This window comes from Microbulbifer sp. THAF38, from assembly GCF_009363535.1.
Taxonomy (GTDB): Bacteria; Pseudomonadota; Gammaproteobacteria; order Pseudomonadales; family Cellvibrionaceae; genus Microbulbifer.
Window position 1 is genome coordinate 2,876,073 of record NZ_CP045369.1, and the last position, 25,262, is coordinate 2,901,334.

Consider the following 25,262-nt stretch of genomic DNA (forward strand, 5'->3'; position numbering starts at 1 on the left):
AAGAACTAATAAATTAATCGGCGGCTTTCCCTGCCGCCACCAAAGCGATTGATAAAAAAGGAAAGAGAATGGACCTTTACGGATATTTCCGCTCCTCCGCAAGTTACCGGGTGCGCATAGGGCTTAACTTAAAAGGCCTGAGCTATAACTATCTTCCAGTCAACTTGCTGAAAGGCGATCAACACGGCGAGCGCTATCGCAGCCTAAACCCTCAGGGGCTATTGCCAACGCTCAACGATGGGGATACCAGCCTGACCCAGTCCATGGCTATTTTGGAGTGGCTGGAAGAAACACACCCAGAACCTGCGCTGCTGCCCAAAGGTGCCGACGCTCGCGCCCATATTCGCGCCCTTGCACAAAGCATTGCCAGCGATATTCAGCCGCTGCAAAACCTTCGCGTGCTCAAATATCTAGTCTCTGAATTCAAAATTACGGAAGAACAGAAGATCCAATGGATTCAGCAGTGGATTCACTTAGGCTTTTCCGCTCTGGAGCAACAACTAAAACCCGCGCCTTTTGCGGCTGGTGACACCCCGGGACTTTTTGAATGCTGCCTACTGCCGCAGGTATATAATGCCGAACGCTTTGGTATGGATATGAATCAATACCCCAAAATACAAAAAATTGCTGAGGCCTGTAACGAACTGCCGGCCTTTATTGATGCCCACCCGGAAAGACAGCCGGACAGCACTGTATAACCTTTATATTCGGAGTTCGGGAGCCCTGGCAATCCGGGCTCCCAATAAGTTTGAATTGGTAGTCATGGATAGCACCACTGCCCTACCCCGCTAAAATCACTCCAGACCAACGGGATTATTAACGTCCTCTCTTTACAAAACTCAACTTTTTCCACCCCTTTTATCCTTGCCTGCCAGGGTTGGCTGTGGTTAATATCCCCAGTATAAACAACAAGATAAGATTACTTCGCTATCTACTCGGCACCAAATAGCCTGACTTCACCGAGATCTACATGATGCAGCCTGAGCAGCAAACTTCAGTAAAAGAGAAAGAAGCCATTGAGCATGTAAGAAGACTCAAGGGTTTCTATCAACACCTGATCACCTACCTGGTAATTATTGCTGGCCTTTTTATCGCTAATCTAATCCTCTCCCCCGACTACCTTTGGTCCCTGTGGGCTGCCCTGGGCTGGGGTATTGGAATCGCCTCCCACGCTATGCGAACCTTTAAGCCTTTTACATTTTTTGGACCTGAGTGGGAGAAAAAACAGGTAGAGAAACGGCTGAAAAAGAAACCTTAATTTCAGGTTGTCCCTGGCAAACATCCCTGAAATTACCCCACCCTAAAAGTACTTGTTCATTCAGGAAATCCCAACTTGCCAAGGTGAAACTGAAAGCTTCAATAGAAATTTATTGTCCACTAAGAAAAATAATAAAGTTTGCAGTTTAAGCCTGCAATCATAAAATCAACATTGATAATTACATTCATCAAAGTGCCATTAAAGATTTAGCCATTCACTAAAAAAAACCATGAATTGGCAAGTGTCATATCATTTTCATACAACCGTACTAGTATCCCTCCCCTTTCATTCATGGCAGCCTCTATCATTAAAACCCTAGATGGACACTCTTATGCCAAATAAAATCATTTTTTCGTGTTTATTCTCGTTAATATTATTTTTCTCTGCAAACACACATGCGAGCACATCCCCTAGCCTCCAAATAATCGCAGACGCCCCACAGGAACAGCATCGCATCGACCAACTCTACTACCTCCAACCTCACAACAGCTACGAGCGCCTGGAAGCCGGTGAAACGCTCACAGACTGGTTGGATAAAGGCTTTCGTTCACTGGAGCTGGATGTTGTCGACCACGGTCCATGGCAGGGCAGCTCATATGGTCCCTATGTCGCCCATGGCCAGAGCGATATTGGCAATCATATGTGTAGCAGCAATGGTAGTGATGACCGGCTAATTCACTGCCTGAACGACATCAAGGCCTGGCTTGCGAATAATGAACTCAATGCACCGCTAATGCTTTATATCGACATGAAGCCCGATAGCAACTGGTTTGCTGCCTGGTATGCCGATGAGATCTACTTGTTAGATCAATATATCAAACAACAGCTGGGTGAATTGCAATTCAGCTATCAGGACCTACTTGCGCACTTAGAGGCCAGCTCACCCTCCTCAGACTATCGCAGCACCCTGAAGAATATTGGCTGGCCTACCCTGGGCGAGCTTCTACCAAGGGGTAAAAAAGTCTTGGTTATGTTTACCGGTGGTCAAAGCGGAAACGTCAATAACCGCATGGAATCAGCACTAGACAACTACAATCTGCATGCATTCCTTTGTCCCGATATTGATACAGCAGATCCCGAAGAATTTTCTGGAAATATTGATTCGATAGATTCCAATAGCTCTAAGCGGATATTTTGCGGCAATGTGAAAGCTGGTGACCACTATCAAGTCACAGCCAATGAGGCCGCCAACACCAAACAGCTAATGCATCTATGGAATAGCTCGGGAGATTTCAGCAATACCGACTTCGGCTATGCCTATCTCGCCGTTGCCCACGGAGCTACCGCAATTGGCATGGACCCCAGCACTGCTGCTAATACGCCTAGCTATACAAGCCAAGCAATCCCTTTTGTTGGGGTACGAAGAAGTCTGCCAGGATATATGCGCCTTCGCTCAGCCTCAAATAGTAATCTTTGTATGACGGTATCCCAGGGATACAGCAATGGCTCAAACCTGACGCTATCCAACTGCAATACCAGCAACGAGCAGCAATTTGTCTATACCGCCGAAGGTCAGCTTCGCCCTAAGGGTAATAATAAATACTGCGTAGACTACAATACTGGCTCCGCAGACAATGGCGATAAGATGCACTTATGGGATTGTGATGGAGGCAATTCAGAAAAGTGGCAAATTCAACAGGATGGCACTATCCAAAACCGCGATAAGGATTGGAGCTACTGTATTGACACACCAGGCAGTTCCGCAGAAGAAGGCGAGCGCCTACAAATTTATAAATGCAGTAACAACGATATAAACCAGCAGTTTTTACTGGAAGTTGTTGCCGACTGGAAGCAAAACAGTTTTTAATTGCATAAAGGAAATGAATTGAAAGTGTAGGATTCAAATCTGAAGAAAATATAAATAAGTATTAAAAGCTGGCACTACCCTTCTCGCCACAACCTCGAAAGACTCACACACTTTTTTCTGAAAAAAGGGCATCTAACAGATGCCCTTTTAATACAACTTTCAAGCTACTCTGAAGTCGTAGAGGAAGTATGCTCAATTAATTGAACATACCTTTACTTTTAATTTAACTCTCCCGCCTCACAATATCTCCAGCCTTCGCTGAACATACCATCATCTACTGCCACCCAGGTTTCATAAGTAAAGGTCAACTCTGGGATCTCTTTTATATTGAAGGAGAAATGGAAACCTTCAGCCTTATCATCATTTCGGATACAGGGCACGGCTGGCACCCAGGTCTTAAAGTCTAGAGACTCACCAGCATTGATAACCTGCCCTTCAACAATACCTTCGAACCTTGGTGTAAGGCTGGTCAAACCACCATTGATATGCTTCACCTGCACATTCTCAATGGTGTAATCGGCATCAACTGCAGTCAGAGACCACTGCAGATATTCCTCTTCAGTAGGCGATGTATCCCACCGCAGATCTGATGGCGTACCGTAGCTTGGAATATTTTCGTACGGCATGGGCAGCCACAAACTCTCATTCCAAGAGTTGATGTTGCGTAAGCGCACACCCTTAGCAGCACTTAGCGGCTCAACTTTAACAACAAAATCGTATTCAGGTGCATCATCAATCAAATCGGTGGCGTAGTAGCGGAATACGTAGGTGCCCGCTTTCGAAAATACGGTACCAGTTGTATTTTCACAATCTTCACTATCGGGATAGCTGGTGAATTCACCACCTTCCGGAGCGCTGATCAACTCTTCATAAGTGAATACTTCGTCACCATCGGCATCAACCACCACAGGGCGATGCAATAGAGACATACAAGGCAGGATTTGGTAATGATCTTCGCCAGTGGACAATCTACCCCAGTTACGCGCCCAAACTACAGAGCGAATTTCTGGTGAGGTGTTGGAAATTTTTGCAAGACCATCATCTTCAGAGTAGGTCTTAGCATATAGGCCACGGTCATCACTTACGATCAAGCGAGCAGTGTAAGAGCCCGGTACATCGGTAACAACCTGAGCGCGGCGAAGCTCCCCACTCTCCGGCTCGGTGACCGGCTCAATTACCGCATTACTCCCATCAGGCTTATCAACCAGCTCCCAGTGGAAGGTCATTTCATCATTATTAGGGTCGCTGCTAGAGGCATCAAATACCAAAGCATCACCAACGAGCACAGACTTGGACTGAGCTTCGACACTACGGGTAGAAGGATAACCATTTACCTTGCCAATCTTGGCTTCCAGGGTTGCTTCCAGGTCTATCTGGTTGGTTCCGTCAGAAACGGTCATGCTTACGCGATAGGTACCAACCACATCCAACTCTTGGATTTTCTTACCCAGCGGTTTCCAAGAGCCAATATCAACCAGCTCGGCAATACTGCCTTCAGGTTTTTCAATCAGCTCCGCATCAATAATTTGTAGAGCATCACCCTCGGGGTCATAGCCAATAAAATTAAATTCAGCGCGAAGACCCAGTTCTTGCTCACCAATACTATAGGATGGGTAGTAACCGGTTGCTTCTATCTCACCAATTGGAGCTTCATTGACTTCCGCTTCGGAATCGGCTTCAACTACGATGGTAACTTCACGCTCCTCACTCTTTCTGGCACCATCAAAAACAAACAAAATCAAGTTGTAAGTATCTGCTGCAATAGGAGTAAATTTAACGGTAGAGGTTGTCTCTCCTTCCAACTCGGGAACCGGAACACCGTCAGTTTCAACTGGGGTATAAGCCCACTTCCACCGGTATTGAAGAGAGTTACCTTCCGGGTCATAACTTTCGCTTGCGTCCAGAACAACTTCCTCACCGAGAGTAATAGTCTGGTCTTCTGTTACTGCAACAGGAGGTGCATCACCGGCGGAAACGGTTACCAGCACTTCCGAAGGCTCACTATCAACTCCGTTGTAAGTAACAACTAATTCAAGCTTGTAATCACCTTCCACATCAAGATGTAAAGTTGCCTGACTCATGACGGCATTGGTTAGGTAAGCCGCACTTTCCATTGGCTTATCGACAATATTCCACTGAAATTCCAGACTGCCACTCTCTCCTGTCGGAACTGTACTCAGGCTGCCATCCAAGCCGAGGCTGTCGGTACCAAGGATTACGCTATGCACGGGTTCAGTAATTGCAACCGGGTAGGGGCTGGTTGCGGTAAAAGTCACTCGGGACGCCTCACTGCTAGCAGTGCCATCATCCACAATCAGACTTACCACGTAGTCACCAGGTAACTCGGCAGTAAATTCGGTATAAGCATCTTCAGTGCCATTAAGCTCTGCCAAGCTGAGCTTCGGCCACTCGATCAGTTCCCAACGATAGGTGAGGCTGGCATCCCTCGGACTACTACTATCGGTGCCATTGAGCTGGACTGTAACGGGACCATCTTTCAGTGAAAAAGTGCTATCGGCTGGGAATAACAAACCGATACTGGCAGTGGGCTTTTCCACCTCACTGCTTTCAGATCCCCCACTGCTACATGCGGCGAATAAGAGAGACATACACAGCGTGGCCCACAAGGCCATTGCTCTTTTCATCTGTGGAACTCCAAATGCTTAATCTTAATATTGATAAGTGAGACTGAGTCTTACCGTACGTCCCGGTGCAGGCACCAAACCGAGACTCAAGGCATCGACATAATATTTATCAGCTACGTTGTCGACGGTGAAATCCACCGAAAAACTATCGTTAAATTGAAAACTGGTATAAACATCTAACAGTTCGTAGCTCTGCCACAGCACCGGCTCAGTAAACCCAGGTTGATCGCCGTAATAAGGGACAGGGTTTCGCTCTCCCATAAAAGTACCGCGCAGTCCAAATTCCAGTTTTTCCTGAAATAAACGGAAGCCAATATGCGCGCTGGCATGCCAGTTAGGTGGGACCATATTGTTGATATAACTATTTTCTATACCCCAATCCGTGCAGTAGGTACGCACGTAGCTGGCAACATCACAGACTTCAATGTGGCTATATTTAGTACCACTCAGTTCAACTAACCACCAGTGGGCATCATATCCAAGGTTCAACTCAAAACCTTGAAGGTCGAGGCTATCGATATTACGTATACGGAATAAATCGGAGATACCGCTACCTTGCTTGTCTTCATAGGCGTTGACCCCGGTGCGAGTCAAATACTCGTCAACATGGTTTTCGAAATAGGCAACTTTCGCTCGAAGTTGATGATGAGCCTCAAATAGTTGGCCGTTAAGATAATTAATCCCAACCTCATTATTTTTTGCATGCTCAGGCTCTAGGGAAATATCCAGTGCGGGGCTCGATGAGAATCCAGTGGTACCTTCAAACAGGCTCGGCATACGCAAAGCCTGCGCATGGCGGGCATAGAATTGCAAACCCTTGATCGGCTCCCAAGTCAAAACCACAATTGGTGCAGTACCAGAGTGACTATTGCTGTAGTAAACATCCTCACAGCCACCTTCACCATCATCTACACAAGAATCAGAATCGATGCTCAATGGAAGGGGATTATTGTCTTTCGAAGAGAAGTGGGTATAACGAACCCCAGACTCAAGAGTCCACTCCGGCCACGGTTGCCATTCAATACCGGTGAACAAGCTGTACTCATCGCGCCCACCACTGCGGGAACCCGCATAAATACCTTCAACTGTCTGGGTATCGCTATCCAAGTCTTCCCACTGTGCAGAAACACCATAATCCCAGCGCAATTCACCCATGGGGTAGAAGCGCATACTGTTGGTGATATCAAGGCCAAAGCGCTGATAATCGTCATTTCGCGCAATATTATCCTCCAGCTCGATAGAGAATATATTCGGTGTGTTCAGATCAGTGACCGCATCGGTGTGCCAAAAATTGACACGCAAGTCGGCCCAATCATATTCCACCGGCTGCCAACGATAGCGTGCAGTGTAGGTTTGGTTGTGCACTTCACTATCGAGCCACTCGCGCGCCTGACCAAAAGTTGAAAGAACTTGCGAGGGCATCATCTCACCAAAGATGCTGTTATAGCGGATATAGCCCAGCTCAAGGCTTTGGTCTTTTGGCAAGTGGAGACTGCTTTTTAACAACCAGGAGTCGCTAGAAAAACTAGTATTCGGAATCCGCTCCCCAGCGCGGTAAGGGATACTCTTTCCCAGTTCACTCTCCAGCTCAACCTTAGTCTCGGTATACCAAGCCATTTCTTGAGGCTCACCAATAACCACTTCCGGCGCGGGGCCATCAGTACCCGCATAGTAATTTCCCTGTTCGCGCTGAGCGTGAGCCAATACCAGATCACCCCACTCAAAACGCTGGGCGCCCGCAAAGCTCGCCGCGTAACCCTCAAAATCCAACAGGCTGGGCCTGTCCATTCCATGGTCCGGCGCAAAGCTGTCCGGCATTGTATAGTCAGCTGTGCAATCACTTGCAAAACGACAATCGGAGCGATAAACAGGGCGCGGCAAGTGGTAACCAGCGTAGGTGCCCGGCTCTGGAGCCTCGCTATTGTTTCCAATACCACTGACACGAACACGGAAACCCGACAATTCGCCGGGTTTTACGACATCTTCCGCTCGTAGGGTATTTACACTGACAACGCCACCGGTAGCGCCAGTGCCCTCGACACCCATTACTGGGCCTTTATCAATACGCAAGGACCCAATCAGGTCTGGGTCAATATAACTGCGACTGGAAACCCCGGCATAACCGCGATAAATCGTTGTTTCCTGGCGACTGCCATCGATTAAGACAGGAACCCTGCCCTGCCCTTGCATACCGCGAATATTGACATCCAGACCACCGGAATTGCGGTTTTCACTGATAAGTACACCGGGGGTGCCCTGAAAAATATCGCCAACACTGGTACCGCGAAAGCGCTCAATATTTTCCTGGGTGAGAATATTTACTGAACCGGACTCGCGAAATGCCTGGTCTTTTTCACCGCCATCACGAGTCTCAACCTGAATGCTGTCCAGCACCATCAGATCCTGCTCGCCAGCGGACTGGATCAGCCAGGCACCACTACCAACGGGAACCGCTTGCAGGTTGGTACCGCGCAACAAGCTCAACAGAGCTTCTTCTGCACGATAGCTACCAAATAGTGCTGGAACAGAAATAGTTTCCACCAGGTTCTCGTCGAAAGAGAGCGTTACCCCGGCCTGACGCGAGTAGAGGTTGAGCACATCTCCCAGATTGCCCGCAGGCAAACTGAATTCGATCAACGCTGTATTGCCCTGCTGGGCTTGCGCAAAACTCGATACGGGAACTACGGCCAACAACAGTGCCAACAAGGTGGGCAAAATATGTTTTGGGGCGCGGGACTGCATTTAAGCGGCTTCCTATTCTCAGGTGTATAACTAGGAAGCCGAACGAAAATCAAAAACCCGTAATCTAAATGAGAATTATTTTGTTTTTTTGCTTTAGCCCAAACCCAATCACCCACAATGGCGCCAAAAGAAAAATTTCAAGGGCATTTTTACCGGCAAACAGAGGGACTAACGCTACTCACTTCCAAAAAATCCATCGACTGGGAGCAAGTTGAAGGGATCGAAAAGAGTCGATCCCCTATCATCTCGGCAGTTGGATGGTTGCCCACCAACGGGTGACATAACGCAGCTCAGCACCTGCTGAGCGCGCCAGGGTTTTAAGGATCATATCGGTATCGTGCAATTGAAACACACCTGACACCAAGTAATTATCCAGCTTGGGATCGCAACGCAAAAAGCCGGTGCGATAGCGGGACAACTCCTCAAGTAACCCCGCCAATGGCATACGGCGGGCGGATAGCACTCCATCTATCCATCCACTGTAATCAAACACTTTGCTATCCAGGGCGAGGGGCTCTCCTCCAGAAAGGCGATAGGCTTCACCCACTTTTGCGGCGAAAGGCTTACTGCCAGTTTTGGGAAGCACTTGCACCCCACCATCTACAACCTGCAGGATTGTATGGTTGCCGCCATTGCGCAGAAAAAAGCGTGCGCCACTGGAAACTATTCGACCTTGCGGTACGGATACCTGCATTGGCCGAGGATCAGCAGCGCTGGTCATCTGCATCTCTCCCCGGGTCAACATCAGGGAACGGCTTTCAACCCCCGATTCCCACTCAACTGCGCTGTCAGTGTTTAGCCAAACTTGGCTGCTGTCGTCCAGGGTGTAATGGGATGGCTCACCGCCAGAGGAGAAGTCTGCAGAAAGGCGCTCCATCAGCCCCTTGTCATACCCCACTAAGCCAACAGCAAAAAGGCCCAGGGCACCACCACCCATGGTTTTGAGGGCAGACCTGCGGTTCAGGCGGCGAATTTCTGCATCAGTTTGCCTCAAGGCCGAGTGGGCCAAATGTGGCGCCTGACGGGCCGCTTTATCCAGGGGGGACTCCATCTGTTCGAAGCGCTGCCAAGCCAATCCGTGCAAAGGGCTCTCGGAGAGCCATTGTTGGCATGCATCCCGATCGGAGTCCACCGCCTCACCAGATCCCAGGCGCACACGCCAGCTAACTGCCTGGAGCAAAACTTCTTCAGGAATCTTTTGCTTGGTTTTATCCGTGGAATTATTCATCAGCCGGCAAGTTCCATGTGCTCAGGAAGTTATTCATTTTCGTAAACAGCGGCGTAGCACTTGAGCATAGCCTTGGCGATATATTTTTCCACCGATGAAAGGCTCAACCCCTGTTGCTCAGCAATCTCGCGATAAGTCAGGCCATCCAGCCTCGCCATTAAAAATACGGTTTTTTCTATGGGGCGCAACCCAGCGAGCAACTGGTCAATCTGTTCCAGCAACCCTAGCAACTCCCACTTGTCTTCGGGAGATGGGCACTCTGGCTCCGGCAAGTTTTCCAGCAGTGCCAGATAATTTTTTTCTAGTACCTGTCGACGGGCCTGGTCAATCAACAGATTGCCTGCGACTTTAGTCAGCCAGGCCCTTGGGCTTCGAATACCCGCCGGCAGGCTCGGCCTATCCAACAATCGAATAAAAGTGTCTTGAGCCAGGTCCTGAGCGTTATCAAAACCCGAGGTACGGCGCGCTATCCAACGGACAAGCCACTCGTGGTGCTCCTGGTAAAACTGATCAAATCCTGGTGTTGAAGTGGGTTCAGGGGCCAAAACTCAGACCTTGCGCTACATTTTTTGAGGGCGGGCACTGTAAATGATATCCATTCTCATTTAAAGTAGAGCGGCCAGCGAATGTTATACCAATTTGGAATAACCGGATGAATTTTCCAAAAAAATTGGGTAGCGGATGGGTTAATTTGAATTTGGTCCGTCACCCAATACAAAGCCACCGGATTAACCGGACGGTTATTGTTTTATTTGTTTTGGAAAAAACCTGTGACCAATCCCGCTGAATGCCAAACCGTTGAACCGACAGAGCCCACCTTTTCCGCTTGGCTGAAGGAAGGCACAAATACGACCCACGAGAGTCTAGATAAACGCATTATGTCCCTGTCACCATTTTCCAATCGCGAGCGGTATGCACTGTTTGTTCGCACGCAGTCGCGACTGCATCAAGCCGTGTCTGATTGGTTTCAGAGTGACGAATTAAATAATTTTTTGCCCGGCCTGAAAGAGAGAGACCGCTCCGCAGCAGTCCTCCAGGACTGTGCTGATTTCGAAATGCCCGAGAGCGATTTGAAAGCTGATCAGCAAGCCGCAGCAGAAGTCACAATTAGTGATTTCCACTCTGCACTGGGCTGGCTCTACGTGGTTGAAGGCTCTAACTTAGGGGCGGCATTTCTACTCAAATACGCGCGCAAACATCTGGATTTATCGGAAACTTTTGGAGCGCGACACTTAGCGGGACACGAAGATGGTCGCGGGTTACACTGGCGCCAATTCAAAACTGCGTTAGATGCTCTTGAACTCAACGAAGAGCAAAAAGAAGTAGCCCTCGAAGGGGCCAAACAGGCCTTTGCTTTTGCACGACAAAATGTCGAACAATTATTAGCGCCCGCTACACCCTAATTTATTTTTCACCTGAAGTCAGGAGTCGGTAATGAGAATCTGGACTGTAATTATATTGTGTTTGCTAGGCAGCACACTCGGCCCATTACCGGCTCTAGCGCAGGAAAATAATTCCAACTCGGGCGAGCTCAGCAATTCAGAAATGGCTCTCGAGGAAAGTGCGGTGACCGCCGTCGGGCTGCAAGAAAATCAAGGCAACTCTTCCCCGCCTACAACCTCCAACATCGGAGATACCGCTTTTAGCGCACACGATTTATCTCCGATGGGCATGTATCACGCAGCGGATATCGTTGTTAAAAGCGTAATGATCGGCCTGCTGTTGGCCTCTGTTTTAACCTGGGCGATCTGGCTTTTTAAAACCGTGCAGCTGGTATTGACCCGCCGCAAGGCCAAACAATTATTGGCAACCCTGATCCAAAGCAAGACGTTCGCCAATGCCGAATCGAAGCTTTCAGGCCAAACCGGCGGTGCCCTGCTATTGGTAGAAGCGAGTCGCCACGAACTCGAGTTATCCTCTGGTGGCCCAGTGTCAGATGACGGCCTAAAAGAGCGTGTTCTGGCTCGCCTGGAACGAGTCCAGGCTTCTCTCGCTACCGACATGAATCGCGGCACCGGGATTCTGGCAACCATCGGTTCCGTCGCCCCCTTTGTCGGTCTATTCGGTACGGTATGGGGCATCATGAACAGCTTTATCGGCATCGCAAAAACCCAAACCACAAACCTGGCCGTGGTGGCTCCAGGTATTGCAGAAGCCCTGCTGGCAACTGCGATCGGCCTGGTTGCTGCAATTCCGGCGGTAGTGATCTACAACTACTTTTCCCGGGCTATCGGCAATTATCGCGCGGTATTGGCCGATAACGTCACCGCCTTAATGGTACTGATTAGTCGCGATCTGGATCGCCACCACCCGAATGCACGCCCCCTTGCCGAACTGGTTAGCGAGAGTAAAAAACGCCCGGTGTCTCTGGCCCAGGGGGCCAGCTAATGGCATTCAATCTCAACGGCGGCAGTAGCGAAGAGCTGCCAGAACAGCACGATATCAATGTCACACCTTTTATCGATGTGATGCTGGTATTGCTGATTATTTTTATGGTTGCGGCTCCGCTGGCCACCGTAAGTGTGCCCGTTAACCTACCCTCGGCGACAGCTCCACAACAACCCCAGGCAGAAGATCCGAAATATCTCACGCTGCAAAAGGACCTCACCCTGACTCTGAGTGAGGACAAGGTTATTGCGCGAGGGGACTTGGCTGCTGAACTCCAGGCAAATGAAATTGGCACAGAGCAACAGATCCTACTGCGCGCCGATAGCAAAGTGGAATATGGGGATTTGATGGACCTGATGAACCGCCTTGCCAGTGCCGGATACCAGAAAATTGCTCTGGTAGGTCTGGATAAGCCGGCGACCGAAAACCAATGAGTCTCTTGGCCGGCCCGAAGGTAGTATCTGCAAGGCGTCCGCGATTTTTTCTATCGCTCTGCGCCTTTTGCTGCGCCCTAGCCCTTCACGGACTTATTGCCGCCTATTTTTTATGGCAGCCCAAATCCGAACTGGCGCTACCCCCTGCTGCGGCACCTCAGGTATTTGAAGTCAGTATGGTCGCCGCTCCTGTGGCACCAGCCACATCGCTACCAGTGGGTCCTCAGCAGCAGGAATCCTCCCCAGCAAACCAGCAGCGCAGCGAGCCACAGAAAACCACTGCACAGCCAGAGCCCGTTATTCTGCCGGAGGCCCCTTCGGATATTGCTATCGAGAAGCCTGAAGAGGAGCCCCCCACAGAGGATAAGGAAGATAGTCCAGAGCTAGTTGAAGAGAGGGAAGTTGCACATCAACAGGACTCCAGTGGAGAGGCTACTGGAGAGACCGTTATTGAAGAGACCTCCGCCCCTCTCGCGGCGGAAGTCCCGGAGGCGGAGCAAGCTGCCGCACCGGAAGTGGGCACGCTTAACCAGAGAGAATCCCAAGCCAGGTTAACTTGGCAAAACCAGTTACAGGCACACCTCGAACGCAGGAAGCGCTACCCTCGCAGTGCGCAAATACGCCGTCAACAGGGTATACCCTGGGTGCGTTTCACAATAGACAGGCAAGGCAAGGTTCTCAATGTAGAACTACATAAACCCAGTGGTTTTGCCACTCTGGATCGCGAAGTGGTTGCGCTGGTTCGCCGTGCAGAACCCCTGCCCAAACCACCGCAAGATATACCCGGTGCCACGCTAACAATGGCTGTCCCGATTGAGTTTTTTATACGCTAATGGGTGCGTACCTTTCAATTAAATTTACTTCCATCAATTGCAGAAAAGCACCACACATGGCTAGTAAATTCTTGAATAACCGAGTTCAATGGGCAAAATCATCCACATATTCTGCTCACCTTTAATAGCAACAAAGCGCTTTCGAAATACTCAATTACCCCAGGAGGCGGGTTCTTATAAAACAGCTTGTAAGGAAGCCAATCAAATGGCCTTGCATTCATATTTTGTGATTTTGGAAATAAAAACTAGAGGTGCTGATGAAAGATTCCACTGAAGACAGCCTTTTAACCTACACACCACCACTGGCAAAAGGCTGGATTCGCTTACTGTGGGGTATCGCTGCTTGTTTTTTTATTGCGCTAGGCATTATTGGAGCTATTCTTCCAGGACTCCCCTCAGCCGTATTCATCGTCCTAGGGGCTTGGGCCGCCTCACATAGCTCTCAGCGCCTCCATCAATGGATAGAAAATCACCACTTGTTTGGAAATTTGCTTAGAACTTGGCGCAGCGGTTACGTGAGTCGCCGCACTAAATGGTTGGCAAGTCTAACTATGGCAATATCTCTGGCTTTTGCCTTATTTAATATGAATAATCTCTATTTACTATGCTTTACCGTCTTTGGTATAAGCTGCGGCGCCTACTGGGTCTGGTCACGTCCAGAGCCCAAGGAGTAAAGTTCATTCACTTCACTCCTTATGTAATAGCAGACACTTGGCAATTTTAGCGCTATAGTTCCCTGACAAGGATTTGTCTGGGGAACAGGATGTACAACGTAGTACTTTTTTTTCACTTACTGGGTGCGACAGTTTGGACTGGTGGGCACCTAATACTGGCCTGTACAATTCTCCCCAGAGTTTTGCGGGAAAAAGACATCGCCTTTCTCTCCCAGTTTGAGAGCAGCTATGAAAAAATTGGCATCCCTGCTCTGATAATCCAGATCTTATCTGGGCTATATCTCGCTTCCACTTTATTGCCGAACCTATCCCAATGGTTCAATTTCTCCGATCCTGTCTCACGCCTGATATCATTCAAACTTATTTTGCTTGTCTGTACATTTTTATTAGCTATAGATGCAAGACTAAGAATAATCCCCAACCTTTCGAAGGCAAACCTTAAGTCACTCGCTTATCATATCATTCCAGTTACTATTTTATCGATACTCTTTATTTTTGTAGGATTCTCATTTAAGAGTGGGTGGCTTTATTAAGTGAATCTTAACTATTTCGAGCCCCCAAACTAAAATCAAGATACTTACAAATCAAAAAAAATCCACCCGACACAAACTTCATTTTTTACAGGGGAACTATATTACTGATACGATCTAAAATAAGCATCCAACACAACTTCAAATATATGAAAATTTACTCATAACCCTTCAAGATAACTCATATAAAAATCATTTTAGAAACCCAACAATGATTAGACCTGCCGATAACAATGATGCCCAAGCAATAGCTGCGATATACAACTACTACATATTGAACAGCTCAGTAACTTTCGAAGAAAAAATTATTAGTGATACTGAAGTAAGTCGACGTATAAACAGTATCCAGGATGCTGGCTTTCCCTGGCTGGTAAAAGAGCTAAGCGGAGAGGCTATTGGTTACGCTTATGCCACACCGTGGAAGGAAAGAAGTGCTTATCGATTCTCTGTGGAAACAAGTGTATATATTGCCAACGACATGAAATCGAAGGGCATGGGTACAGCGCTATACCTGGCTCTATTTGCCGAGCTTAAAAAGAAGAATATTCGCACTGCTATTGGTGGAATAACTTTACCTAACTCTGCAAGCGTCACCCTACATGAAAAACTAGGCATGAAGAAAGTTGCACACTTTGAAAAGGTAGGATTCAAATTCGGCCAATGGCGCGATGTTGGGTATTGGCAGGCTCAGCTAGAGTCCTTCAATCATCCGGTATAACATGTTTTTGGTTTCAAACCCATGAAGCCCCATAAGATAACTTAAAGCTAATATACTCCAGGTGAATAATGCGGCGCCGCCCTGCGGTGAGCACCTTATCGGATGAGTGCAAAATATGAGGACGCATAATCAGTATATCCCCAGCTTTAGCCTCACAGTGAACAACCCTGCCCCTAGCAACATAGCGTTTAATCGCTTCAGCTCCCAAAATACCCTCACATCGACTGTAAGGTAGAACTTTCAAGCAGCCATTATCAGCACCAGTATCGTCAAGGTGCACACGCAATGTGACCATCTCCTTTAATACCTTTAGTGGAGGCTGCACGTGGTGGACTCCATCTTTGATACTCCAAGGGCCCCAACCATGCCTCTCAAACCGAGAGGAAACAACCACGGTCTTATCCTGGTGCCAAGCTACAGACCAATTATTGTCAATTTTTTTGTCAAAAAAAATGGCTCTCACCAACCGGACAGGTTTTATCAAGTAAGTCTCTACTAACTTTAAAATCTCTTCTGATTTTGCCAGAGAATCCACGGAAGGGAATCTTTTATTGGCATTGCGTACACCCCCTCTACCATTGGTAAGTGATATGGTTGCCAAATCGGTTTGAAGCGTCTTTATTTGATGTCCTGATAAAACATTACGAATCAAAGCGTGGCCACATTCCAGATCATTCACCTTCATAAGCCTCAAAAAATTAACCTTGGAAGGTTGAATAAAATAATCACAAGCATTCATCTAGCAAGTAAATTTTAAGCCGCTTCAGTACCTTAAGATACATTAAATTTTCGGAAAGCACTTTAGTGGGCAAAAACTTTCTGCCAGTCAGCATCATAAGCTACGCGTTTCTTCTTAGCCGCAATTATTTCGCAATCACCAGTAGCCTCATGCAAAAAACATAACTTTCTGCAAGTCTAAGTCGATAGAACAGAAACGGAACAATAGTGGTACTTAAAAGAAAAGAGTGCTCTTGATCACACTTTTTACGTGCAATCCGTGCTAACTTTAACTTATTCAAGTCGAGGTCAGCTTGATTAATGGCCAAGCCGTTTAGTGGTGGCAGGCACGCTGTAAGAAGGTACACACCAACTCATCGATTATGAGCTCTATTGGACTCAATACCCATCAGCAGGCAATTTAGCAGTATGTCCTCCTTATTTGAAAGTGAATATTTACTTACGCTATTTACACTGAGCTGAGCATAATGATGTTGAAAACTATCGTAAAGATAGCTTGATACTCTATTCAGGACTCAGATGATTTTTTCTCCAGCTTAGCAAAATGGGGAAACCTAGATGAGTAAATTCACAAGAGAATGTTTCAGAAGCGCTCGGCCAGTAAGATGGCTCATATAAAAGTGCTCAATTTTATCAGACAACTCATACCAGCCATCGCAAGGAAACTGTCAATGGCCAGAATGTTGGTGTTTTTTTAAGCTTAAAATATCACTTTTTGCACCAATACACTTTCAACTATGGGTATGAGAGCAAGAGATCTTATAGCTGACTTTTACCACAAAGAAGAGATTTATTTCGATGAGCACTGACAAAAGCAATGATTCCACACCATTTCTAGCGGGCATGAGCGCTGGTGAACAGCAATCATCTCTCTCGAATTCAGGCGCCAAATCAGTGCTGGGCCAAGGAATCAATTTCCGTGGCGAGCTGATTGGTACCGAGGACCTTCACGTAGAAGGCACTGTCGATGGCACTGTGATTATGGTTGGACACAATCTTTCAGTGGGTACTGGCGGCGCAGTTACAGCAAATATTCACGCAAAAAATATTGTTGTAGAAGGCACCCTGGACGGCGATGCACTTGCCGATGAACTCATCGAAATTCGCAATACGGCACAAGTGAATGGGAACCTGATCGCGCCCAGAATCAAGCTGGACGACGGTGGTAAATTCCGCGGCTCCATGGACATGGTAGATACCGACTCTGAAATGAAGGAACGTCACAAGGAGTTCTCTGATCGCCTGGTACACCCTGATCTGCCTGCGACAGAGGATAAGCCTGCAAATCGTGCACAGAGCAATTCTTCATACTCCTCCAGTAACGCCACTGTGAATAGCTCTTCTAGTATATCCGATAGTAGTGATTACTTATTCGGCACCAAGGAGATCGAAGAGGAGGCCGAGGAAAGCTGAGCTGAAAACTTCTAGTAATCCTCATTACCAGCCCCGGCTATTGCCGGGGCTTTAGCTTTTGGTATGGAAATATGTTGCAGCATCAATCTTTTGGCATTGCTGCCCTGGTCGAAGAAGTCATTCAACCAGGTGCAAAAGTGTTGGATTTGGGATGCCTCTCCTTCGGCACTACACAAACTTTCTTAGAACTTTCCTGCCAGACATTTATTGAAGATTTACGTAGCTTATTGCTTGAAATCAATGCGCTGGATGCACAAACCCGTGCTTCAAGGCTATCTGAACATCTGACCAAAAAACCACAGAGAATAAAAATTGATGTTGTTCTCTGCTGGGATTTATTTAACTTTATGGAGCCCGAGCTCATCACTCGGCTCATTGAGGAGATCCAACCTCATTTAAAGTCTGGTACTATTTTTCATACCATGCTCTATACCGGCACAATGCCCACAGCACCCGCCGACTTTAAGCGCCTATCCGGCTTCACCTTTAACTCTGAGCAGCTTGCTTTACAGGAACCGCTGTCCACCTATCGTTATTCATCCCTTAACTTGATGAAAACTATGGGGAACGTTTCTCTGCGCGCCTCTCTCCTACACAGAAAGGGCATGCGTAAGGACCTTATCGAAATGATGTTCGAGTATGGCAATGTAAAGTCACAAAATGCTTTACAGGCTGCGGGTACGTCGGGCGCAATTTCTGCATTTAGGCAAATAAGTCTAACGGAGCTGCCCTTAACCGCTTTCAACGCAGCAATGTCACATGTTAGCCGCTCCCCCATCAGTAAAGTACTCGATGTCGGGAAGAAAGTCGGCAGAAATATGCAATTTCTTCAGCGCGAAGCCGGTGAGCTTTTTATATCTGATCTCTACTCCGCAATACTTTGGCAGTGCAGCCGCAAGGAATCATTTAAAGGGGCCGTGCATGCCGCCTTGAAACAGGCAAGCCTGCCAGAAAATCTGGATTGCATCTTACTTTGGGATCTACTCAACTTCTTTTCCGTTGAAGAAATTCAAATAATCACCAGTGCTTTATATCAGTCTCTAAGCGATGCAGGAGTGATGCATTTTCTACTGTTCAAACAAGAGCGTCTTCCAGTCAACTGTGGTGTGTTCGAGATACAGCAGTCGGGCCTAGTAGGGACCTTTCTCCAGCCAGCTGGCAATAAGCCGGTCAAGTTTCGCACTATTACTGACGTAGTGAAGTCTCTGCCACAAATGAAAGTACTTAGTCAGGGCACTGGACGGATACCCAGCGGGCCCTCTTATCATGAAATAACAATGCAGAAAGTTGTAAAGGATCAATAATGACCCAGTTTTTCTATCACTGGTTGACTAAATTATCCGCCGAGCAAGTAACCGACACCTTTCTTATCGTTATGCTTGCCCTTGGTGCTATCGCTTTGGTCGTTTACCCCTTTGGTAAGTTTTCACGTTTTGTAAAAGAGGTGCCATCCCTTCTGACTGCTCTTGGCATCCTGGGAACGTTTATTGGCATAATTCTCGGTATCTATGGTTTTGACTTGGCTGATATCGATACTTCAATTTCAGAGCTGATGCAGGGCCTGGAAACGGCCTTTATGACGAGTATCCTGGGCTTGTTCCTGTCACTGGTTCTTCGCACTATCTTTCAATTGTTCAGTAAAGAGCAGCCAGCCAAAGCCACCTCAGATGACATCTTGATGGCAATTAATGGTCAGCGGCAGGATCTTGCCAAATTCCAGCAGAGTATAAGTGAAGAAGTTCTTCAATCGCTCACCGCTGTTGTTGAAAAATTTAATCAGGGTTTAAATTCACAAATGGGTGACAACCTGCAGCAGTTTATTCAACAGCTACAAGCAGTATCCCCCGTCCTACAAGCTTTAATCGACCAGCATGAGCAACATGCCGAGTTGGCTGCCATCTACCGTGAACAAACCACGTCCCTGCTGGTTGAAATTAATGGTGCCCAGGAAAATCTTCTACAACTACATCAACGTATTACTGAACTACCAGAAGTCTTTAATGCGATCCCTTCATTGGTGGAGCAGCAACGCGTTCACTCCGAACAAATTTCTGTAATGCTGAATGAACAGCAGGCATCCATTGAAATACTACAAAAATCGATCCCAGATATAGCGCCCAAATTCGAGTCTTTGACCAAAGGAATTGACAACGCCAACCAGCAACTGGGCACCCAAGTTAAACAATTGATATCCCTGAATGAAACCCAGACCAAAGTCTTTGAACAAAGAACCAACAGAGTTGTAGCTCTGGCCGATGTTCTCACCAACATCGACCCGAATCATTTCTCGAATATTATCCAAGAGACTGCCAACAATCATCGTGAGTCAATGGTTGAGCTCGCCCAGCTTATTGCCAAGACCCATCAGCAAATGATCACTGAATTATCCCAAGTGATCACTCGCGATTTATCCAATGCTGACGTGAGCATCAAAAGACAGTATGAATTGCTGGATCAACGCTTACATAGCGAAGTAGAGAGCGTAATGACAGCAATGGGCGAGGCACTGGGAACCTTGAGCGGTGAGTTCTCACGAGATTTTCGTCAGTTAATCCAACAAATGAAGAGAATCGACAACCAAGTGAAACAGGTCTCTGGAGAGGAGCATGTTTGAGGGCGCTCACTCCAGCAGCGAATCCAATGAAAGCCAATGGATCAGCCTATCTGACATGATGGCCGGCCTAATGATGGTCTTTCTCTGTATTGCCGTCTTCGTTATGCGCTCCCTAATAGACGAACGCGCCAAGATTCGAGAGCTTGCGGAGTCTTATCGAGATACACAGTTGGCTATCTATCAAACTTTACAGCAGGAGTTCTCTCAAGACTTGAATCGCTGGGGAGCCTCGCTGGATAAGCAAACCCTCGCTATCTCCTTTAATAATAGCGATGCGCTGTTCAAGACCGGGGATTTTGCCTTAAGTGACAATGCCCGTGAAATTATGTCCTCATTTGTACCCCGGTATATTGCGGCACTGACCCCCTATATGGACTCTATCGCAGCAATCCAAATTGAAGGGCACACAAGTTCTGAGTGGGGTGAGCAGTCGGCTCCTGAAGAGGGATACTTTCATAACTTGCGTCTATCCCAACAAAGATCAAGGGCGGTGATGCAGTATGCACACTCGCTGCTGCCATCAGATCAAGCAGTACTGGTGCGCGCAAAAGTTGCAGCCGTAGGCTACTCCTCTGCCCGCCCTGTACTCAATGACAATGGTATGGAGGATCCGGATCGCTCTCGTCGGGTTGCTTTCCGAGTTGTGCGGGATTCCGAAAGCCATATCCTGCAAATTCTTGAGGAGGCTTTGTGAAGCTAACCAATCTTCAGCCTATTCACAACCGCAAAACTCAAGAGCTGTCGTGTATCCTCAAACCCATCCCTCAGCCATCAAATACCAGTAGACCATGTCGAAACAGCTTGGCCAATGCTATTCGATCGGGGATTCAGCTGGACGCTTCAGACCTAGACAGGCTTACCTGTGGTTGGCGTTACCGAGGTATCCCGGTGTTTGCATTTGGCCTTGAGCCCACCCCTATCACACAGGTTGATTCTTTTGGGCTAATTCACGTTTCTCCCAAATGCCCCACAGTCAGCAACTATCAGGGACCTCTTTGGGTGAGTAGCGACTTCTCTGCTGCGCAAAAGGCCTTTCCGCAAGATGAACTAAAGCCCTGCCCTCACTGCTTGCGACACCTTTATAGCCTGGACATCGCAGACTTACTGCATAAAGACCGCTTCGGAAATGTTACCGATATCGACTGGTTAATTTATGCACGATACTTTGCCGGCCATTTTTTTGACACTCAGCCATTATTCTGGCGAAACGGTGAACGTCCGCAGAGGGTAGACTCACTGTTTAGCGCTGATATCCCAAAGTACGCTTGTTCAATATGCCAATGTCAGATAAAGGCTAGTAACTGGGCGCTGAATCCAGAATTAGCCGTACGGAGTGAACTTCCAAGAGAGATTTGCCTGCCCTGCGCTGAAAGGCGCGCCCGTGCCATAATAATGGCATCTCCACAAGAAGCGTTACGTGCAGCAACATTGCGCTATGAGTCCCTTATTAAACAGCTGGGTAGTGAACCCCAAGCATCCTGGGCAATCGCCGAGCAAGTAGTCCCCGCCGCTTGGCTGCCTCTGATCCAGAAACTGAAAACTCTGATGGGCCCACCCAAGGTATTTCAACTAATCGCCCCTCAGGTGCTTGCCGTTTTGTGCTGGCCCAGCATGAAACGCGCCATCATTGCTGATACCCCCAAAGAAGCAATGCTCCCCTCAAACTATTCGGTATGGAGGAAAATCCAAATTGAGCAAGAGCTTGGCCTCAGCTAACTAAAAAGCGTACCGTGCTGGGTATAGGCATATAGCTCGCGCCCCCCTGGGATTTATCTTTTTAGAAATCATTCATGCAGTGAACCTTAAGGGGGCTGGCTACGGACGGTAAGGAGGCAAGAAGTATTCTTAGAGCGGATGGGCCTAGCAAGCAAAAAATAAACACGGAACCTTATCACCCAAACGAACAAGCTCTGTTAAATATTTATTTTTAATACAAAAAATCAGGAAAACTTAAATTTCATACCTGCCAGTTATAAGCCAGCATAAAATCTCTAAAGAAATCCAAGCCGCATAGGACAGGCAAGTGCACAAGCAAACGGAACGATAGCCACCTTAATCACCCCTCTATTAAGTACACTCAATAGATCCCATTCGTACCCTATTGTTTCTAGAAAGACCAACCTCTAAAGCCCCCAGAAGATAAAGATCACGCCATTAGGTTTGGAGCAAAATTTACAAAAGGATTTTGACTTCACATTTTCAAACTGAGATATTAAGCAACATCACTTAAGAAACATCTTAAGTAACTGAATGACGCGCAATGAGCCTGACAAGCGCCCTTCAGCGGTTAAAAATATCGGTAACTTTTAGAAGCCCAGGGGCAAACTCCCTAAAAATAAACACTCATTATCGATAGAAATATTCTTACGGAAATGCCACTGCCGTGTGGCTTCATAAAACCCCCAACTCACCAAAATTACTTATGACAAGCGTCACACCACTGAATAGAGGTCAAGGATGAAGCTGGGAGTTTTACTTTTTGAAGAATTTGAACTGCTTGACGTGTTTGGCCCCTTAGAAATGCTGGGTCAAGTAGATAACCTTAGCATTGAGCTTATATCTAAAAATGCGGGGCCAGTATATTCAGCTCAAGGGCCCGCAACCATCACACAAAAAGATTTTCGTGACAGTACTGAATACCAAATCATTTTGATTCCTGGGGGCATTGGCACAAGAAAGGAAGTGCATAATTTTATTATGATTGACTGGATCGCAAGAAAGGCCAAAAGCGCCAACTATATTACTTCTGTTTGTACTGGTAGCGCCTTACTGGCCAAGGCAGGCATACTGAATGGCAAAAAGGCCACTACAAATAAATTAGCATTTTCTTGGGCGTGCTCACAAAGTGAACAAACGGACTGGGTTGCAAAAGCACGCTGGGTTCAAGATGCTAATATTTTTACATCATCTGGGGTATCCGCAGGCATTGATATGGCTCTAGCTCTCATCAAAGAAATTTGGGGCGAAATGAAAGCGAACGAAATAGCAGATAGAGCAGAATATAAATGGAACCAAAATCCTGACATTGATCCATTTGCAATTAAGTATGGGCTAACTTAGCGAGGTATCACGTTTACGCTAGCATCCATAGAAAGCAAATCGAAACCTAAGCCAAACATGCAAAATAGATCTACAGAGAAATATAAAGCTAGAAACTTCATAGGAACAACCAAACCCTTAAAAAGGCAAATAAAAAAGATAAATGGAATTTCTCTTAACCCAGCCATCATAACCCACCAGCAACTGCATGGATCTATCATGAAAAATCAAGAAATAAAAAAAATTGAAACTCTCCTGGAAGACTGGGTCGAGTCTACACGACACGATCGAAAGGACAACATTTTAAGCAATCACTTACCAGATGCAATTATCTTCGATGTGCTTGCACCGCTACAATATCAAGGTGCGAAAGCTTATAGAGAAAGCTTTGATGAATGGCAGCCTCCCTTTAAAATCCCCTCGCTATTTGAGTTGAGTGAATTAAAAATTACCGCAGGGGATAAAACAGGATTTGCTCACTGCCTTATTAACTGTGGCGGCACTCTTCCTGATGGCAAGGAAGTTCGTGATACTGTTCGAGCAACCTTCTGTTTTATTAAGACTGAGGATTCCTGGCAAGTTGCGCATCATCATATTTCTACGCCAGCCAAGCTTGAATAGTTAAGTTCACAACATAGGATTACTAAAAAACATCGAACCACTGACATGCTTTTATACTGAGTGCATTTTATACAGTATCATGCTATGGGAGTGATCTTTTTTCCACTTTGCTGCTCTCCCCCTGTGACCAAGGTTAGCAGCACTAAATCCCAGTACACCATATTACTAGCTAAAATAGACACTTCCATTTAGCTTTGTGGAAACAATAGTTTCTTTATATGAGCGGAGCTCAAAATTTAAAAACATATGAAATAGATATCAAGCATAACTTAAGCAGCGAGATTGATTAATCAATCTCGCTATAAAAAATTCAATTTCAACAGCTCGAGATTCTGCTCTCCTACCAATCAAAACTCAGTTACAGTCTCAACTAGATATAATTACAAAGCACGCTAAATTTCAGCCTTAAATACCCCAAAAGGCTATCTGCCATTCTCTTACTTTTCAGTCATATCGATTACACCGAACATATTACTAATATTTGCCACTCTATTAGCTGGCGACAAAGTCACATAGATTACCCTAGATTCTCACAATAACCGACACACTTGGCGATAGCGAAGGAGGCCAGCTGGTTGTAGGCTAGTAAGCTTCCACACAAACAAGCCAGGAACCTCATGGGAACCCGTACCAACCAGCTGACCTTGAAAGAACGATACCAGATTGAGGTCCTTAATGGGCAGAACTATTCAGCCCGAGCCATTGGACTACGCCTCAATAGATCCAATAAGACCATCTCTCGTGAGCTTGGTCGTTACAGCCCTTACTGTGCCGAGAGTGCCCACCGTCAGGCACTGCAACGACGGCACGGAGCTATTAAACATACCAAGCTCGACTTTGCCATGCAGGTACAAATCGACCACCAGCTGAAAAATGCAAGTCCTGAACAAATCGCTGGGCGAATGCAGCTTGAGAGGTGTGCGAAAACGGTTAGTTGTTCAACAATTTACCGCTGGGTCAGTCGACTTAACTGGAGGTCACGTCTGCCAAGGAAAGCCAAACCTTATCAGAAACGGGCAGGTTCCGAGGCAGGCGTAAAGCTTATTCCAGAGCGCATAGATATTGATCAAAGACCTGCGATTGTCGATGAAAACACTGAGATCGGTCACTGGGAAGGCGATACAGTTTATGGTCAAGATGGCTATCTGGTGACACTGGTTGAACGAGTTTCCAAATTATTGCTCACTCGCAGAGTCCCAAATAAGAGCAAGAAAACAGTGAGCCGGGCGATCAAGCAGATGTTGAAGCCATATCAGGCCATCTGTAAAACCATCACCTTCGATAATGGAGGAGAATTTGCAGGTCATCAATCGATTGCGCAGAAGCTAGGATGCAGAATATATTTTGCGAAACCTTACCACTCTTGGGAACGCGGGCTGAACGAAAACACTAATGGCCTTTTGAGGCGCTTCTTCCCAAAAGGAGTGGAAATTGGCAAGATACCAAAAAGCCGTATTGATGACGCAGTGTTTCGAATCAATACTCGACCTAGGAAAGTACTAAATTACTTGAGCCCGCTGGAATTTTTGGCGGGTAAACGTGTGTCACTTATGTTGGCAATCTAGGTACATTCGATCAAT

At 46.9% G+C, this 25,262-nt stretch carries 23 protein-coding genes; 18 read left to right on the plus strand and 5 right to left on the minus strand.

The genetic code is table 11. The features are described from left to right. The first annotated feature begins 68 nt into the window (after positions 1–68). The 3 genes from maiA to FIU95_RS12130 all read left to right on the plus strand — a co-directional run bounded on the left by maiA (position 69) and on the right by FIU95_RS12130 (position 3,065). Entirely contained in the window at positions 69–698 is a 630-nt protein-coding gene (gene maiA / locus FIU95_RS12120) for a maleylacetoacetate isomerase (RefSeq protein ID WP_152454024.1), read from the plus strand. A gap of 272 nt (positions 699–970) precedes the next feature. After that, entirely contained in the window at positions 971–1,258 is a 288-nt protein-coding gene (locus FIU95_RS12125; RefSeq protein ID WP_152454025.1) for a 2TM domain-containing protein, read from the plus strand. A gap of 331 nt (positions 1,259–1,589) precedes the next feature. Continuing rightward, positions 1,590–3,065, plus strand: a complete 1,476-nt coding sequence (locus FIU95_RS12130; protein ID WP_152454026.1) for a ricin-type beta-trefoil lectin domain protein — start codon at positions 1,590–1,592, stop codon at positions 3,063–3,065. A 218-nt stretch (positions 3,066–3,283) separates the two neighbouring features. Here the strand turns inward: FIU95_RS12130 and FIU95_RS12135 are convergent, their stop codons facing one another. The 4 genes from FIU95_RS12135 to FIU95_RS12150 all read right to left on the minus strand — a co-directional run bounded on the left by FIU95_RS12135 (position 3,284) and on the right by FIU95_RS12150 (position 10,225). Continuing rightward, entirely contained in the window at positions 3,284–5,710 is a 2,427-nt protein-coding gene (locus FIU95_RS12135; protein WP_152454027.1) for an REJ domain-containing protein, read from the minus strand. A 24-nt stretch (positions 5,711–5,734) separates the two neighbouring features. Beyond that, complete coding sequence (locus FIU95_RS12140; protein WP_152454028.1) at positions 5,735–8,452, minus strand: TonB-dependent receptor; 2,718 nt, start codon at positions 8,450–8,452, stop codon at positions 5,735–5,737. 241 nt (positions 8,453–8,693) lie between these two features. Continuing rightward, the gene (locus FIU95_RS12145; RefSeq protein WP_152454029.1) at positions 8,694–9,680 is read right to left on the minus strand and encodes a DUF4880 domain-containing protein; all 987 of its coding nucleotides are present in this window, start codon (positions 9,678–9,680) and stop codon (positions 8,694–8,696) included. Positions 9,681–9,709: 29 nt separating this feature from the next. Then, positions 9,710–10,225, minus strand: a complete 516-nt coding sequence (locus FIU95_RS12150; protein WP_152454030.1) for a sigma-70 family RNA polymerase sigma factor — start codon at positions 10,223–10,225, stop codon at positions 9,710–9,712. A gap of 225 nt (positions 10,226–10,450) precedes the next feature. Here FIU95_RS12150 and FIU95_RS12155 point away from each other — a divergent pair, with 225 nt between their 5' ends. The 7 genes from FIU95_RS12155 to FIU95_RS12185 all read left to right on the plus strand — a co-directional run bounded on the left by FIU95_RS12155 (position 10,451) and on the right by FIU95_RS12185 (position 15,257). Beyond that, positions 10,451–11,083, plus strand: a complete 633-nt coding sequence (locus FIU95_RS12155; RefSeq protein WP_152454031.1) for a biliverdin-producing heme oxygenase — start codon at positions 10,451–10,453, stop codon at positions 11,081–11,083. A gap of 31 nt (positions 11,084–11,114) precedes the next feature. Beyond that, entirely contained in the window at positions 11,115–12,068 is a 954-nt protein-coding gene (gene exbB, locus FIU95_RS12160; RefSeq protein WP_216646239.1) for a tonB-system energizer ExbB, read from the plus strand. Next, the gene (locus FIU95_RS12165) at positions 12,068–12,502 is read left to right on the plus strand and encodes a biopolymer transporter ExbD (RefSeq protein WP_152454032.1); all 435 of its coding nucleotides are present in this window, start codon (positions 12,068–12,070) and stop codon (positions 12,500–12,502) included. The genes exbB and FIU95_RS12165 overlap by 1 nt, the downstream gene beginning before the upstream one ends. Further along, on the plus strand, positions 12,499–13,335 hold the full coding sequence (locus FIU95_RS12170; RefSeq protein WP_152454033.1) for an energy transducer TonB: 837 nt from the start codon (positions 12,499–12,501) through the stop codon (positions 13,333–13,335). The genes FIU95_RS12165 and FIU95_RS12170 overlap by 4 nt, the downstream gene beginning before the upstream one ends. Before the next feature lie 257 nt (positions 13,336–13,592). After that, positions 13,593–14,009, plus strand: coding sequence for a YbaN family protein (locus tag FIU95_RS12175; RefSeq protein WP_152454034.1), 417 nt, complete (start codon positions 13,593–13,595; stop codon positions 14,007–14,009). 89 nt (positions 14,010–14,098) lie between these two features. Beyond that, positions 14,099–14,542, plus strand: a complete 444-nt coding sequence (locus tag FIU95_RS12180) for a CopD family protein (RefSeq protein WP_152454035.1) — start codon at positions 14,099–14,101, stop codon at positions 14,540–14,542. A 208-nt stretch (positions 14,543–14,750) separates the two neighbouring features. Then, positions 14,751–15,257 (plus strand): GNAT family N-acetyltransferase, encoded by a 507-nt coding sequence (locus FIU95_RS12185; RefSeq protein WP_152454036.1) that lies wholly within the window; start codon positions 14,751–14,753, stop codon positions 15,255–15,257. A gap of 13 nt (positions 15,258–15,270) precedes the next feature. Here FIU95_RS12185 and FIU95_RS12190 read toward each other — a convergent pair whose 3' ends face one another. Continuing rightward, a complete protein-coding gene (locus FIU95_RS12190) occupies positions 15,271–15,936 on the minus strand; it encodes a phytanoyl-CoA dioxygenase family protein (protein ID WP_172975389.1) in 666 nt (221 codons plus the stop codon). Positions 15,937–16,793: 857 nt separating this feature from the next. Here FIU95_RS12190 and FIU95_RS12195 point away from each other — a divergent pair. The 8 genes from FIU95_RS12195 (at position 16,794) to FIU95_RS12230 (ending at position 25,247) form a co-directional block, all read left to right on the plus strand. Continuing rightward, complete coding sequence (locus FIU95_RS12195; RefSeq protein ID WP_152454038.1) at positions 16,794–17,408, plus strand: polymer-forming cytoskeletal protein; 615 nt, start codon at positions 16,794–16,796, stop codon at positions 17,406–17,408. A gap of 71 nt (positions 17,409–17,479) precedes the next feature. Next, positions 17,480–18,712: a hypothetical protein gene (locus FIU95_RS12200; protein WP_152454039.1), complete on the plus strand. Its 1,233-nt coding sequence runs from the start codon at positions 17,480–17,482 to the stop codon at positions 18,710–18,712. Further along, the gene (locus FIU95_RS12205; protein ID WP_152454040.1) at positions 18,712–20,022 is read left to right on the plus strand and encodes a MotA/TolQ/ExbB proton channel family protein; all 1,311 of its coding nucleotides are present in this window, start codon (positions 18,712–18,714) and stop codon (positions 20,020–20,022) included. Before FIU95_RS12200 ends, FIU95_RS12205 begins: the two co-directional genes overlap by 1 nt. Then, entirely contained in the window at positions 20,015–20,716 is a 702-nt protein-coding gene (locus FIU95_RS12210) for an OmpA family protein (protein WP_152454041.1), read from the plus strand. Before FIU95_RS12205 ends, FIU95_RS12210 begins: the two co-directional genes overlap by 8 nt. Continuing rightward, positions 20,713–21,738 carry a hypothetical protein gene (locus FIU95_RS12215; RefSeq protein ID WP_152454042.1) on the plus strand — a complete coding sequence of 342 codons (1,026 nt, stop codon included), beginning with the start codon at positions 20,713–20,715 and terminating at the stop codon, positions 21,736–21,738. The genes FIU95_RS12210 and FIU95_RS12215 overlap by 4 nt, the downstream gene beginning before the upstream one ends. Positions 21,739–22,479: 741 nt before the next feature. Continuing rightward, positions 22,480–23,082 carry a DJ-1/PfpI family protein gene (locus tag FIU95_RS12220; protein WP_152454043.1) on the plus strand — a complete coding sequence of 201 codons (603 nt, stop codon included), beginning with the start codon at positions 22,480–22,482 and terminating at the stop codon, positions 23,080–23,082. Between the two features lie 198 nt (positions 23,083–23,280). Beyond that, positions 23,281–23,682, plus strand: coding sequence for a nuclear transport factor 2 family protein (locus tag FIU95_RS12225; protein WP_152454044.1), 402 nt, complete (start codon positions 23,281–23,283; stop codon positions 23,680–23,682). A 617-nt stretch (positions 23,683–24,299) separates the two neighbouring features. Beyond that, entirely contained in the window at positions 24,300–25,247 is a 948-nt protein-coding gene (locus FIU95_RS12230) for an IS30 family transposase (RefSeq protein ID WP_152450975.1), read from the plus strand. The last annotated feature ends 15 nt before the right edge of the window (positions 25,248–25,262 follow it).

Excerpts from the sequence above, each read along its gene's own strand:
- maiA (WP_152454024.1), top strand. The coding sequence starts at position 69 with ATGGACCTTTACGGATATTTCCGCTCCTCCGCAAGTTACCGGGTGCGC.
- FIU95_RS12125 (WP_152454025.1), top strand. The coding sequence starts at position 971 with ATGATGCAGCCTGAGCAGCAAACTTCAGTAAAAGAGAAAGAAGCCATT.
- FIU95_RS12130 (WP_152454026.1), top strand. The coding sequence starts at position 1,590 with ATGCCAAATAAAATCATTTTTTCGTGTTTATTCTCGTTAATATTATTT.
- FIU95_RS12135 (WP_152454027.1), bottom strand. The coding sequence starts at position 5,710 with ATGAAAAGAGCAATGGCCTTGTGGGCCACGCTGTGTATGTCTCTCTTA.
- FIU95_RS12140 (WP_152454028.1), bottom strand. The coding sequence starts at position 8,452 with ATGCAGTCCCGCGCCCCAAAACATATTTTGCCCACCTTGTTGGCACTG.
- FIU95_RS12145 (WP_152454029.1), bottom strand. The coding sequence starts at position 9,680 with ATGAATAATTCCACGGATAAAACCAAGCAAAAGATTCCTGAAGAAGTT.
- exbB (WP_216646239.1), top strand. The coding sequence starts at position 11,115 with ATGAGAATCTGGACTGTAATTATATTGTGTTTGCTAGGCAGCACACTC.
- FIU95_RS12165 (WP_152454032.1), top strand. The coding sequence starts at position 12,068 with ATGGCATTCAATCTCAACGGCGGCAGTAGCGAAGAGCTGCCAGAACAG.
- FIU95_RS12170 (WP_152454033.1), top strand. The coding sequence starts at position 12,499 with ATGAGTCTCTTGGCCGGCCCGAAGGTAGTATCTGCAAGGCGTCCGCGA.
- FIU95_RS12175 (WP_152454034.1), top strand. The coding sequence starts at position 13,593 with ATGAAAGATTCCACTGAAGACAGCCTTTTAACCTACACACCACCACTG.
- FIU95_RS12180 (WP_152454035.1), top strand. The coding sequence starts at position 14,099 with ATGTACAACGTAGTACTTTTTTTTCACTTACTGGGTGCGACAGTTTGG.
- FIU95_RS12185 (WP_152454036.1), top strand. The coding sequence starts at position 14,751 with ATGATTAGACCTGCCGATAACAATGATGCCCAAGCAATAGCTGCGATA.
- FIU95_RS12195 (WP_152454038.1), top strand. The coding sequence starts at position 16,794 with ATGAGCACTGACAAAAGCAATGATTCCACACCATTTCTAGCGGGCATG.
- FIU95_RS12200 (WP_152454039.1), top strand. The coding sequence starts at position 17,480 with ATGTTGCAGCATCAATCTTTTGGCATTGCTGCCCTGGTCGAAGAAGTC.
- FIU95_RS12205 (WP_152454040.1), top strand. The coding sequence starts at position 18,712 with ATGACCCAGTTTTTCTATCACTGGTTGACTAAATTATCCGCCGAGCAA.
- FIU95_RS12210 (WP_152454041.1), top strand. The coding sequence starts at position 20,015 with ATGTTTGAGGGCGCTCACTCCAGCAGCGAATCCAATGAAAGCCAATGG.
- FIU95_RS12220 (WP_152454043.1), top strand. The coding sequence starts at position 22,480 with ATGAAGCTGGGAGTTTTACTTTTTGAAGAATTTGAACTGCTTGACGTG.
- FIU95_RS12225 (WP_152454044.1), top strand. The coding sequence starts at position 23,281 with ATGAAAAATCAAGAAATAAAAAAAATTGAAACTCTCCTGGAAGACTGG.
- FIU95_RS12230 (WP_152450975.1), top strand. The coding sequence starts at position 24,300 with ATGGGAACCCGTACCAACCAGCTGACCTTGAAAGAACGATACCAGATT.